14 protein-coding genes are annotated in these 12593 nt (G+C 67.8%); 8 read left to right on the top strand and 6 right to left on the bottom strand.

Going from position 1 to position 12593, the window contains the following annotated elements:
• Nucleotides 1–14: 14 nt before the first annotated feature.
• The 6 genes from OG300_RS09275 to OG300_RS09250 all read right to left on the bottom strand — a co-directional run bounded on the left by OG300_RS09275 (nucleotide 15) and on the right by OG300_RS09250 (nucleotide 5223).
• A complete protein-coding gene (locus OG300_RS09275; protein ID WP_405494178.1) occupies nucleotides 15–1496 on the bottom strand; it encodes a sensor histidine kinase in 1482 nt (493 codons plus the stop codon).
• Nucleotides 1493–2206 carry a response regulator transcription factor gene (locus OG300_RS09270; protein ID WP_405494176.1) on the bottom strand — a complete coding sequence of 238 codons (714 nt, stop codon included), beginning with the start codon at nucleotides 2204–2206 and terminating at the stop codon, nucleotides 1493–1495. Before OG300_RS09270 ends, OG300_RS09275 begins: the two co-directional genes overlap by 4 nt.
• Before the next feature lie 187 nt (nucleotides 2207–2393).
• Nucleotides 2394–3452, bottom strand: a complete 1059-nt coding sequence (locus tag OG300_RS09265; RefSeq protein WP_405494174.1) for an alpha/beta hydrolase — start codon at nucleotides 3450–3452, stop codon at nucleotides 2394–2396.
• 172 nt (nucleotides 3453–3624) lie between these two features.
• Nucleotides 3625–3954, bottom strand: a complete 330-nt coding sequence (locus tag OG300_RS09260; protein WP_405494172.1) for an ArsR/SmtB family transcription factor — start codon at nucleotides 3952–3954, stop codon at nucleotides 3625–3627.
• Between the two features lie 121 nt (nucleotides 3955–4075).
• On the bottom strand, nucleotides 4076–4450 hold the full coding sequence (locus tag OG300_RS09255) for a hypothetical protein (protein ID WP_405494171.1): 375 nt from the start codon (nucleotides 4448–4450) through the stop codon (nucleotides 4076–4078).
• A 137-nt stretch (nucleotides 4451–4587) separates the two neighbouring features.
• Nucleotides 4588–5223 (bottom strand): TetR/AcrR family transcriptional regulator, encoded by a 636-nt coding sequence (locus OG300_RS09250; protein WP_405494169.1) that lies wholly within the window; start codon nucleotides 5221–5223, stop codon nucleotides 4588–4590.
• Nucleotides 5224–5436: 213 nt separating this feature from the next.
• On the opposite strand from OG300_RS09250, the gene OG300_RS09245 reads away from it, so the two are divergent.
• The 8 genes from OG300_RS09245 to OG300_RS09210 all read left to right on the top strand — a co-directional run bounded on the left by OG300_RS09245 (nucleotide 5437) and on the right by OG300_RS09210 (nucleotide 12586).
• Entirely contained in the window at nucleotides 5437–6618 is a 1182-nt protein-coding gene (locus tag OG300_RS09245; RefSeq protein WP_405494167.1) for an LLM class flavin-dependent oxidoreductase, read from the top strand.
• Nucleotides 6619–6621: 3 nt separating this feature from the next.
• Nucleotides 6622–7692 (top strand): alcohol dehydrogenase catalytic domain-containing protein, encoded by a 1071-nt coding sequence (locus OG300_RS09240; RefSeq protein WP_405494165.1) that lies wholly within the window; start codon nucleotides 6622–6624, stop codon nucleotides 7690–7692.
• 139 nt (nucleotides 7693–7831) lie between these two features.
• On the top strand, nucleotides 7832–9385 hold the full coding sequence (locus OG300_RS09235; protein WP_405494163.1) for a bifunctional phosphatase PAP2/diacylglycerol kinase family protein: 1554 nt from the start codon (nucleotides 7832–7834) through the stop codon (nucleotides 9383–9385).
• Nucleotides 9382–9510, top strand: coding sequence for a hypothetical protein (locus OG300_RS09230; RefSeq protein WP_405494161.1), 129 nt, complete (start codon nucleotides 9382–9384; stop codon nucleotides 9508–9510). The genes OG300_RS09235 and OG300_RS09230 overlap by 4 nt, the downstream gene beginning before the upstream one ends.
• Before the next feature lie 56 nt (nucleotides 9511–9566).
• Nucleotides 9567–10076, top strand: coding sequence for a nitroreductase family protein (locus OG300_RS09225; RefSeq protein ID WP_405494159.1), 510 nt, complete (start codon nucleotides 9567–9569; stop codon nucleotides 10074–10076).
• A gap of 206 nt (nucleotides 10077–10282) precedes the next feature.
• A complete protein-coding gene (locus tag OG300_RS09220) occupies nucleotides 10283–10513 on the top strand; it encodes a hypothetical protein (protein WP_405494157.1) in 231 nt (76 codons plus the stop codon).
• Nucleotides 10514–10577: 64 nt separating this feature from the next.
• Nucleotides 10578–12029 (top strand): NAD(P)/FAD-dependent oxidoreductase, encoded by a 1452-nt coding sequence (locus OG300_RS09215; RefSeq protein ID WP_405494155.1) that lies wholly within the window; start codon nucleotides 10578–10580, stop codon nucleotides 12027–12029.
• 203 nt (nucleotides 12030–12232) lie between these two features.
• Nucleotides 12233–12586, top strand: coding sequence for a hypothetical protein (locus OG300_RS09210; RefSeq protein ID WP_405494153.1), 354 nt, complete (start codon nucleotides 12233–12235; stop codon nucleotides 12584–12586).
• Nucleotides 12587–12593: the final 7 nt, after the last annotated feature.

Here is a 12593-nt window from a genome sequence, read left to right as displayed (position 1 = left end):
GCTGTGAGTCGGCGCTAGGGCAGGTCCTCGGGTGCGAACAGGATCCGGAACCGGGTGCCCTCCCCCACCGCCGTGAGCAATTGGATGCGGGCCCCGTGCGCGGCCAGAATCGCACTGGCGATAGCCAGGCCGAGTCCGGAACCGCCGGCGCGGGAACGGGATTCGTCGACCCGGTAGAAGCGGTCGAAGACATGCGCGGCCTTGTCCGCCGCGATGCCGGGACCGTTGTCGCGCACTTCGATGATGATCAGCTCCGCCGCATCGGGTGTCGCCGCTCCCGCTTCGGCCGCCACGCCTTCGGACGAGGGTGCGGGCGCGCGGGCCACGCTGACCTCCACCACCGCGTCGGACGGCGTGTGTGTCAGACCGTTGCCGACGAGATTGGTCAGCACCTGCCGGATGCGGTGCCCGTCCCCGACGATCCGCACCGGGCCACCCGGAACACTGAGCCGCACAGTCCTTTCCGGCCGCCGAGCCCGCGCGTCCTGCACCACCTCGTCGGCGAGCGCGGCGAGGTCGATCCCGGCCAGATCCATCGGCCGTTCCTCGTCCAGTCGTGCCAGCAGCAGCAGGTCGTCGACGAGCAGACCCATCCGGATGGCCTCGTCCTCGATGCGCCCCATCATTCGAGCGACGTCCGCTTCGTCGTGTGCGCCGCCGTGCCGGTACAGCTCGGCGTAGCCGCGGATGGAGGTCAGCGGGGTGCGCAGTTCGTGGGAGGCGTCGGCGACGAACAACCGCATCCGCGACTCGGATTCGCCCAGACCCCGCAGCGCCGTGGACAGCCGCTCGACCATGGTGTTGAACGCCCCGCCCAACCGCCCCACCTCGGTGCGCGAATCCGTCTGCGCCACACGGCGATCGAGTTCACCCCCGGCGATGGCCTGCGCGGTGTGCTCGATACGGGTCAGCGGCCGCAATCCGATCCGCACCAGCCAGGTCGCCAGCGCGCCCAGCACCGCCAGCAGCGTCAGTCCGGCGATTACCTCGATGGTCCGCAGCTGCCGCAGCGTGGCCTGATAGGTGTCGAGAGACATGACGACCGCGACCGTGCCGCCATCGGGCTCGGCGGCCATGGGCGGCTGATAGGCGGTGCGCACCCGCCACTCGTAGCGGCCGTCCCCCGACGGCACCGTGAACGTGTGATCGCCACGGGCCCGCACGGATTCGACGTCCATAGCGGGCAATTCGGGCAGCGAGGCCGCGCTGCCGATCCGATTGCTGGGCGTCCCGGCGGTGTCGAAGAACAGCACCCGGAACGGCGAGGGCACCTGATCCTCGCTCGACGCGGCCGGTGGCGGGGGTGGTGGTGGCCGGGTCCGCGCGGACATGTCGGCGGCCACCGTCTGCAATTGTCCGTCGATGCGGGCGAGTTCGGCGCGGTCGAGCATGGTGGCGGCCAGCAGGCCCGAACCCGCCAGCCCGATCGCCGTGATGCCCAGCACCGCGACCAGCAGCCGAGTGCGCAGCGTCCAGCGGTGCCGGAGTCGGTTCACCGGCGCTCGCCGCCGCGGCGCAGCGAGTAGCCGACGCCGCGCACGGTGTGGATCAGCGCCGGACCGTCGCCCTCGACCTTGCGGCGCACCTGGCTGATGAAGGTCTCCACCACCCGATCGCCGCGCCCCTCGGCGGAGTCCCAGACCGTGTCGAGGATCTGCCGTTTGCTGACCACCTTCTCGGCATTGGTCATCAGGTAGTGCAGCAGGTTGAATTCGGTGGCGGACAACCAGATCGGCGTGCCACCGCGGTGCACGCTGTGCGAGGCGATGTCCATCTCCAGATCGGCGTACCGCAGCAGGTCACCGGGTTCCGGCGGGCCCGCGGTGCGACGCACGATGGCCTGCACGCGCAGCACCACCTCCTCGAGGCTGAACGGCTTGGTGACGTAGTCGTCGCCGCCCGCGGTGAGCCCCTCGATCCGGTCCTTGACCGCGTCGCGCGCGGTCAGGAACAGCACCGGCACCTGATTGCCCGCGTTCCGCAGCCGCCGCGCCACGGTGTACCCGTCGAGGTCGGGCAGCATCACGTCGAGCACCACCAGGTCGGGCGGATTCGCTTCGGCGGCGGCCAGCGCCGCGAGCCCGCTGTCGGCGAGCCGCACCTCGAACCCGCTCATCCGCAGGACGGATCCGAGCAGGTCCCGAATATTGGGCTCATCGTCCACCACCAGAACCGCCGGGGCCGGAGCCGAGTGTCGATCGCGCACCGATCCACCATAGGCATGCCGCCCCAGCACATTCCTGGCACCCGACGCCACCCCTCGGCGAGAATTCACACCGAACTCCCAGTTTCAGCGGTGTCTTCCCCAGACCCGAATCCGCTCGGCACAGTCGATATCGATTGCGACACAGCGGAAATCGATGCGCCCTGGGCGTCGATGAATTCGGACTCGGCTAGCTGGCCTGAAGGTCGAGGCTGTGGGCCAGCAGCGGCCAGGAGGCGTGCAGTTCGTCGGCCCAGTAACCCCAGGAGTGGGTGCCGTAGGGGCGCAGTTCCACCGTGGCCGGGATGTCGAGGTCGGCGAGGCGAGCGGCGAGATTGCGCGTGCACTGATCGACCGCGACCTCGATCATCCCGCCGACCAGGATCTGATTGGCGAGCGCGTCGCCACCGCCGACGAGGTGCCGGTCTCCGGCCTTGTCGTAGGGCCCGGGCATGCCATTGCCGCTGGAGAGGTAGATGTCCATGCCCCGCAAGCCCTCCGCGTGCGTGAAGGGATCGTTGGCGCTCCACATGGGATCTCCGGGCGGGCCGTACATGTTCCCGGCGTCGCCGCCGCTGTAGGCGGAGGTGAGGCGAACATAGGCCTGACCGAGCGCGTCCGAGATCTGCGCGCACCCGCTGTAGGAGGCGACCGAACGGTAGAGGCCGGGCTTGGCGATGGCCAATTGCAGCACCGAGGTCCCCGACATCGATACGCCCGCAATGGCATTCACCCCGGTGGTGCCGAGTGCGCTGTCGATGAGCGGGGGTAGCTCGTCGGTCAGATACGTCTTCCATTTCACGACGCCCAGGAACGGGTCCGGCGAACGCCAATCCGCGTAATAGGATCCGGCCCCGCCCAGCGGCTGCACCACGTTCACGTTCTTGCCGGTGAGGAATTCGCTCGCACCGGTCTGCCGATCCCAGGACGCCTGCCCGATCCCGCCGCTGCCACCGCTGAGCAGATACAGCACCGGCCGGGGGGCCGAAATATCCACGGGCCGATCCACTTCCACCTGTAGCTCGGTGTTCATGGCCGCCGAGAACACCGTCATCAGCAGATGCCGGTCGTCGACCACGCTGATATCGAGGATGCGGGAACCGTCGGGCGCCGTGGTGGCGGGGACCGGTGGTACCGCCTGGCCCGGTTCGGCGCGGGCGGTGGGTGGTCCCGCCGACAGCAGCGCGCCGAGGACACCCATCGCCGTCACCACTGCCGCCGCCCGACGTACAACCGAGGGGTATCGCACCGCACAATCCTTCTGCGCCGCCGACCCATTCGGGCCGCGGTCGCCGACTCGCCTGCTTGAATCCGCGCGCGGACCGGCGGGTTTCCCGTGTCGGTCCGGCGCGGCGGCGAGTCTCGCAGCCCCCGGCGAACGATGGATGTCGTGGTGGCGTCCGGCAGGGGACGGTGCCCGGTCAGGCGGGTTGGCCGAGAACCTCGGCCTGTCCGGCGACCACGCCGGTGAGAATGGCCCGAGCGACCGCGAGCAATTCGGCGACCTGCGGCGAGGTGAGCGCATAGGTTACTGATAGTCCCTCGCGGCGTGCGGTGACCAGACCGGCGCGCCGAAGGATAGACAGCTGTTGCGAAAGATTTGCTGCCTCAATGCCGATCTCGTCGAGCATTTCCGATACGGCGTGCTCGCGCAGGCTCAGCAATTCGAGAACCCGGATGCGTACGGGATGTCCCAGAGTTTTGAAGAAGTCCGCCTTCATCTGATAGAGCGGCCGCTGCATCGATGGCATGCGTCGCCACCCCTTCCGCTGAGACGGCACGACCCGGACCGATCGCACTCCCGGGTGCGGAGTTTAGCAACCATGGCGGCCGTATTCGGCCGCTCAGGCGAGGCAGATTCGTATGCGGCGCTCAGATTTCCAGTTCCGCCTCGATATCGTTGAGACGGTGGCGCGCGAGCGCGAGATTGCCGCGCTGCCGATCCAGCGCCAGGTACAGGAACAGGTGCTTGGCCCGGCGTCCGCCGCGGATCGGCCGGATCAGGTGGTACTGCCCGCCGAGGGTGATCAACATGTCCTCGATGCCCTCGTCGAGGCCCAACTGTTCGATGGTGCGCAGTTTGGCCCGCACCACTTCGGTGTTTCCCGCGGCGGCGACCTCCAGGTCCAGGTCGCGCGATCCGCCCATCACCCCGAGCGGCATCCCGCTCCCGTAATCGACGACCGCCGCGCCCAGCGCGCCGTCGAGCAACATCATTTCCTTCAAAGCAACGTCCATGTCCGCCATGACATTTCCTCTCTCCCCCGCCGCAACGGGTCTCGGTGAGCCGAGACGCTACGCCCGCTCGACGACCACTATCGCTGGTTTGCTGAAGAATTCCGCAAGGTATGCAATTCGCGATTTATGCAATCAGGCAGACACTTTCAGCCGAGCAGGCGGTCGATGCCGCCGATGAGGAAGCTGACCTGATCCTCGTGGAAGGAGTCCAATTCACCGGCGGGCAAAGGGGTTCGGTAGGGATTCCATTCGTCGGCGCGGCTCATCGCCTGCAGGAACCCCATCAGCGCGACCGCCCAGCGGGGTTCCAGCCGCGTGGGATCCGAGTGCGGGAACGCGCGGCGGACCTGGATCAGCAATTCCTCTCGGACCTGTCGCTCGGCCGCGTCCAGTGCCGGGTGCCGTTGACTGGAAAGCTGCGCGATGATCTTGATCCATCGCATTCCCCGGGTTCGCTGTCGCGCCAGTAGTTCCCGGTAAGGCACGGTCACCGCCCGCACCAGCTCCTCGGCGGTCGGCGGCTGCGGGGAGTCCGCGAGCACCGCGGTGTTCTCCCGGATCCGATCACGAACGGACGCACCCAGATCGAGCAGGACCGCGGCGAGCAGATCGTCCTTGGTGCCGAAGTGGTAGTTGACCGACGCCGGTCCCAGTCCCGCCGCCGCGTTGATCGCGCGGATCGACACGGCGTCCACGCCCTGCTCGGCGAAGAGTCGCTCGGCGGTCTTCAACAGCTTCGTCCGGGTCGCTGTCCCCTGGCGATTCTGTGTCGATGCGGTCATGCGACGAGCTTGGCATATCTGGTTCGATCGATCCAATCAATCACGGTCGACACCAGCGAATTTGCCGCCACTACAAGCTCTTAACCCGCTGATATGCCGCGTGACCACTCAGTGAGACGGTCCACTTTTGGATCACTTGATCCATGTTAGTCATGAAGCACCGGGATGTGAGCCAGCTCATAACCCACCTCTTCGGCAGGAGAACGACAGACCATGTGGACCGCCAGCTCGATGAAGTTCGGGGCCTTCCTCGCCCCCTATCACCCACTCAACGCGGACCCGGCGCTACAGCTGCGCCGCGACATCGACCTCATGGAGCACCTCGACCACCTCGGTTTCGACGAGGCGTGGATGGGCGAGCACCACTCCACCGGAGCCGAAATCGTGCCCGCCCCCGACCTTTTCATCGCCGCGGCGGCCGAACGCACCGAGCGCATCCGCTTCGGCACCGGCGTGGTGTCGCTGCCGTATCACCACCCTCTGGTCACGGCCGACCGCATCACGCAGCTGGATCTGCAGACCCGCGGACGGCTCATCTTCGGTACCGGGCCCGGCAAGATCCCCCTCGACGCGCACATGATGGGCATCGACCCGTCGGATCAGCGTCGCCGCCAGGGCGAGGCGCTCGAGGCGTTGCTGCCGCTGCTGCGCGGCGAGGTGGTGAACATGAGCACCGACTGGTTCACCCTGCGTGACGCGCGCGCCCAGCTACCCACCTACGATCCGGCGGGCATCGAGATCGCGACCGCCTCGACCATCTCCCCCAACGGTTCCGTGCTGGCCGGAACCCACGGACTGTCACTGCTGTCGCTCGCGGCCAGCTCGCCCGCGGGTTTCGACACCCTCGACCGCAACTGGGGCGTCTACGAAAAGGCTTGTGCCGAGCACGGACACACGGCCGACCGGGCGCGCTGGCGACTGGTCAATCCCATGTTCCTGGCCGAGACCCGCGCCGACGCCGAGCGCGCGGTGAGCCGTCGCATCGGTTCGATGGCGGCCTACGTGAACCGGCAGATCGGCGACAACCCGGCCTGGGCCGAGACCCCGAAGGGGATCATCGACCAGTGGCGCAATGACAATCTCGGCGAATTCGGTCAGGCCATCATCGGCACGCCCGACGAGGCCATCGCCCAGATCGAGCGGATGATCGAGAAGACCGGCGGCTTCGGCACCATGCTCGTGCTGCACGTGGACATGGCGGACTGGGCCGACACCAAACGCAGCTACGAGCTGTTCGCCTCCGAGGTCATCCCGCATTTCAAGAACCGCAATCGCGGCCGCGAGGCCAGTTTGCAATTCGCCGCGGACAATCGCGAACTGCTGATCGGTCAGCTGGTCACCGCGATCACCAAGGCTCACACCGACTACTACGGCAATGCCGTCCAGGGAGCCTGAACCATGCGCGCAGTCCAGTACGCCGACGGCGAGTTCACCCCGGCCGAGGTCGCCGAGCCGCCCGCGCTCGGTCCCGGTCAGCTGCGAATCGCGGTGCACGCCTGCGGAATCTGCGGCAGTGACCTGTCGATGTCGAAGGATCCCTGCCGGTTCGTGCACGTGGCGGAGGCGGGCGGATACCCGCTGGCCACCTTCGACACCGAGCGGCCGGTGGTGCTCGGACACGAGTACGCGGGCCTGGTCACCGAGATCGGCACGGGAGTAACCGATTTCGCCGTCGGAGACCGGGTGGCGGGCATCGGTCTGGCCACCGACACCAGCACCGGAATTCCGACGATCATCGGGTATTCGAACGAATATCACGGGGCCTTCGGCGAATCCATCGTGGTGGACGCCTACTGGGTGCGGCAGGTGCCCGCGGGGCTCTCGCTCGAGCACGCGACGCTGGCCGAGCCGCTGCACGTCGGTGAGATGCATGTGCAGCAGTCCGGGCTCACCGCCGCGGACTCGGCGCTGGTGATCGGTTGCGGCACCATCGGTCTCGGTGCCATCTTGGCGGCCAAGGCGAAGGGCGCGCGGGTGGTGATCGCGTCGGAGCCGTCGCCCAAGCGCCGGGAGCTGGCCGCGCTCATGGGTGCGGACATCGTGGTCGATCCGGCTGCGCAGGATCCGATCGCGCTGTGGAACAGCCTGGTCGCCGAGGGCAATACGCTCGTCGGGGACGCGGCGGCGGGTGTGCTCATCGCCTACGAGTGCAGCGGTCGTGCGGGGGTGCTCAACTCACTGATGCACGAGATGCCGTTCAATTCCCGCATCCAGGTGCTGGCCGCGCCGTTCGCGGACGAGACGATCATCCCGGTGGTCGGCCAATTCCGGCGCATCGCCATCAATTTCGGGCACGGGCCGTACGAGAACGCCTACGACATCACCCTGGACCGGCTGGCGCGCGGCATTGTCGACGCCGAGGCGATCATCACCGGCCGGGTCGGACTCGACGGTGTCGCAGACGCTTTCGCGACCCTGCGCGACCCGAAGGAACACGTGAAGATACTGGTGCTGCCCAACCAGGAGTGAGGGCCGGGTCGCTCGTCGCCGATGGCGATATCTCGCACCTGAATTCGGTGTCCGCGGTGCCGTGCGAGCGGCCCGTGGATCCGGTCGGGCCGGCCGGTGGCTCGGGCTCGATCTCAGCGAGCGGGCTAAGGTTGATCGAATGGATTCCTGGGTGCGAGGTCATGTCCGCCGGGTCGGGCGAGCCGATCGGGCGGTGACGCGTGCGATCGCCGGTCTGCCCGAGTCCCGTGCGGACCGCGGGCTGCTGTGGCTGACCAGCAGCGCGAATCACAGCATGCTGTGGCTGTTGTCCGCGACACTGCTGTCCACCCGGGCGGGTACGCCGCGCCGGGCGGCGGTGCGCGGGGTGATGGCGGTAGCGGGCGCGAGTTTCACGGTCAACGCCGTGCTGAAGCCGATTTTCGCGCGGCGGCGTCCGGCGGCGGATGTGCTGCCGCCGTATCGCCGGTTGGTTCCGGTGCCGTCCTCGTCGTCCTTCCCGTCCGGGCACAGTGCCGCCGCTGCCGCCTTCGTGACGGCGGTCGCTCTCGAAAGTCCGCGCACCGCAGTGGTGCTGGCTCCGGTGGCGGCGGGTGTCGCCTATTCCCGGGTACACACCGGCGCGCACTGGGGCTCGGATGTGCTGGTCGGTCTCGCGGTGGGCTCCGGGGTCGCGCTCGCGACGCGGCGCTGGTGGCCGGTGCGGGAATCCGACGAGGCGCGGGCCACCATCCGCGAGGCTCCGATGCTGCCGGACGGCAAAGGCCTTGTCATGCTGGTGAATCCGGCGTCCGGGGACGCGAACCACGATCCGATGGCCGAACTCGCCGAACTGCTGCCCGCTGCCGTCCTGGTACGCACCGAGCCCGACCGGGATCTCGGCGAGCAGCTCGAGAGCGTGCTCGCGGCGAGCACCGCACCGGTGCTGGCGCTGGGCGTCGCGGGCGGGGACGGCACGGTGGCCGCCGTGGCCGCGGCCGCGCTGCGCCACGATCTCCCATTGGCCGTCGCGCCCACCGGCACCCTCAATCATTTCGCCCGCGACCTGGGCGTATACGACCTGCGCGAGGTGTCCGACGCGACCGCGACCGGCGAGGCCGTCGGTGTCGATATCGTGCGCGTCGACTACACCGACGGCGCAACCGAACACACCCGGGTGCTGATCAACACCGCCAGCCTCGGTGCGTACCCCGATCTGGTCCGGCGGCGGGAACAGTGGCAGCGGCGCTGGGGCAAGTGGCCCGCGTTCGTCGCCGCGCTCGCGGTCACCCTGCGCCGCTCGCAGCCGCTGGAGATCGATCTCGACGGCCACCGCCGGACGGTGTGGTTCGTATTCGTCGGCAACGGCACGTATCACCCGCGTGGCGCGGTGCCCGCCTTCCGCGACAGCCTCGACAGTGGACTGCTGGACGTCCGCTGGTTGCGGGCCGATGTGGCGTTCTCACGCACCCGGGCCGCGTTCGCCCTGCTGTCCTCGACGATCGGCCGCAGCCAGGTCTACGGCGAACACCGCACCTCGGACCTGTTGGTGCGGCTGCCCACTCCGGAGCGTCTGGCCACCGACGGCGAAGTCGCCGGTGCCGCAACACGATTGCGTTTCTCGGTCGTGGGGCAGCTCACCGTCTATCGCCGCGACGAGTCCAATCCGCTGTGGGCACACCGGGTTCGCCCGCATCGTCGCCGGTCGGCGTGGTTTCCCAACGTCCTACCGTGACGTTCCCGGTGTGCCGCTGGGTCACCCCCACCGAATCCGGTATCCGGGTCACCGATGTGTGGGAGACCCCGGAGCCCCCTGAGGTCACGATCCTCCCCGTCCACAATCTCCTGACGGCGAGCTGATCGGGCGGCGGATCCGTGCGGTCTCGCATGGATCCGCCTGCGTTACGGTCGTTGCCGTGGACGAGGCGATCCGAACCCTGCGCGCAGTCCGACATTTCGGACCCGACCCGGTGCCCCGCACCACCGTCGAAGAGCTCATCGACGCCGCCCGCTGGACCGGTTCGGCTCGTAACCGCCAGCCCTGGCGTTTCATCGCGGTGACCGATCCCGCGCTGCGCGGCGACCTGTCCCGCCTCGGCTCCTTCGCGGTCCATCTGGCCGCCGCCCCACTCGTTCTCGTCCTGGCCACCCAGGACAACGGTTTCTCCGACACCGAATTCGACATGGGCCGGGTCACCCAGTCCCTGTGCCTGGCCGCCGCCAGCATCGGCCTGGGCAGTTGCCCCACCACCCTGCATCCCGCGAGCAATGTCACCCGCGCCGCCGAACTGCTCAACCTCCCGCCTGGTCTGCTTCCCCGCCACGCGATAGCCCTGGGTTACCCGGATCCCGGTAATGCACCCTCCCCCAACGCCATCCCCACCGGTCGGCTCGCACTCCCCGACCTACTGACTTGGCGCACATAGCATTTCGGCATCTCCCTCTCACCACCCGTGCCACCGCGGCAGACCTCCCGTGCCTTTCCTGGCCAACAAGGTGCGCCACGGGCCGACATGCATCAAAATAGGCCCTGATCCACTCTGGCTACACCTCAGCACACCGCATCCGGCCCCGGTATTCGCGGCACTCCGCCGGGCGACCGAGCTCCACCATCCACCCGAAAGGCGGCTCCATGCCCAGGTTCCTCATCACTACGGCAACGCTCGCAGTGATAGTGGCCGCCGCAACCAGCTGCGCCGACCACCGCAGCGCGCCCCTCACCCCACCCACCCCGGCAACCTCGGTCCCCGTCTTCGGCGGCGCCCAGGTCCCCGACGTGGTCGAAATCCCCACCACCACCCCCACTTCGACCTCCTCCAGCTCGGGCACCACAACCACGACAAAGGCCCGCTCAACCAACTGAAACACCCAGTTGCACTGCGCCGTTCGGTAGCGTCGACATTCAACGATCGGGTTGGAGGGGCGCGATGGTGCAGGTTGTCGTAGTCGGCGGCGGAATCGGCGGTTTGGCGGTGGCGGTGTTCCTCGGCCGCCGCGGTCACCGGGTAACAGTGCTGGAGAAGGATTCCCGAGGCACGGGCACCGACATGGAGTCGGACTTCTTCGACTGGCATCGCCCGCAGGTCCCACAGGCGATGCAACCCCACAATCTGCACGCGCCGGTACGCACGGTGCTGCGCAGCGAAGCCCCCGACGTCTATGCCTCGATGCTCCGATTCGGCGCGGAAGAGTGGCACGAGTTCCATCGCATGTCCCGAAGCACGCCACCCGGTCCCGACGACGCGGACCTGATCAGCATTCGCGCCCGCCGAGTCCTCCTCGAGCGCGCGCTGAGCGATGCGGCACGCGATCAGCCGGAAGTGGTGATTCGTCAAGGCGATCCAGCCACCGCGCTGATCAGCGAAACCCGCGACGGACACCACCACATCGTGGGCGTCCACTCAACGACCGGTCCACACCCGGCCGACCTCGTGATCGACGCCGCGGGTCGCCGATCACCCATCCCCGCCTGGCTCGCCCAACACGGCGGCCGAAGCCCCGTCATCGACACCCACCGAACCGGCATCGCCTACTTCTGCCGCTGGTACCGACTACGCCCCGATGCCGCCCGCACCCCGGCAACCAACACCACCGGCGGTTCCACGAGCTTCGCCCTTGGCGGCGTATTCCCGAGCGACAACGGCATTTTCGCAATCAACCTGGTCGTCTCCACCACCGACCCGACCCGCACAGCCCTACGCGATCCTCAGGTCTTCGAAGCCATTGCCCGCACCTACCCCGGCTGCGCCGAATGGCTCGCACTGCCACACGACGCTGTCGGTCCGGTCCGAGCGATGGCCGGCCTCCACAACCGCTCGACCTCACTGATCGACACCGACGGACCGATAGTCACCGGCCTCCTGGGAATCGGCGACACAGTGATGCACACCAATCCCACCCTCGGCCTGGGCATCCCGTTCGCCCTCCGAATGTCCGCCTGGGTGGCAGCCAACGTCCACCGCCCACCCGGCGCCGACCTCGTTGTCGACCAACACCATTGGATCGCCACCACCCTCACCCCCTGGTTCGACCACCAGGTCACCTCCGACCGAGAAGCCGAAACCCAACTGCGGCAAGGATGGCAATCCACACCCGCCGGCACCCACCCCCGACCCAACAACACCTCCACACCGCTCCGAGCCGCCCTGCCGTGGTGCGCCCTCGACGACCCCCACGTCATGCGCGCCCGAGCACGAGTGAGAAACCTGATGGACTTACCCGACACCGCCTACACCGCCCCGGACATCGAACGTCGAGTCACCGAGTGGCTCAACGATCACCCCACCTTCACCCCACCCCCACAAGGACCGAGCCGAGAAGCATGGGAGCAGATCACAGCGGCCCGAACCATCCAAACCACATCCGGCCCGACTCACTGAACCCGCGTGGCAACTCTGAAGGACGTCGAAATGCAAGCTGTCGGTACATCCATTGCTGCAGAGCAGCCACGCGCTACATATGGGCCTATTCCTGCAAAACGCGCGTGCTGCAGTCAGTTTCCTGACGATCGATGGGTCCGATTGCAGGCTTAGGCCCATTCAGCTCTGCGGCAGGTCACGGCTCTGTGCGAGAGTGTGGCGGTATGTCGGTCACGTGGATCACCTTCGAGCGGTATGCCAGCCCGTGGGAGCGGTGGAAGGCGATCGACGACTTCACCGCGAGCAGCGAAATCGCTGTCGTCGAGTACCGCGGTGACGAACACTCGAGCAGCCTGACTGCTTGTTTCGGGTTCGTCCGTCGGCGCGAGTACGCCGATATCGCCTTCGGCACCGTCAATTACAGGCAGGTGAGATATGCGGCCGAACGGGAGGAGGTCACCAGGGCGGACACCTTGGTTGTCTATGCCTACGGTCGGCAGGTTGGCCAGTCGTACGGGAATGCGGGGCCGCACCCGGAGGACCTCATCGAGCGAGCCCGTGAGCTGATTGCAGGGTGAAGTCGAG

The sequence above is a fragment of the Nocardia sp. NBC_00511 genome, assembly GCF_045161165.1.
In the GTDB taxonomy this organism is placed as follows: Bacteria; Actinomycetota; Actinomycetes; order Mycobacteriales; family Mycobacteriaceae; genus Nocardia.
This window is presented reverse-complemented; position numbering and strand designations above follow the sequence as displayed.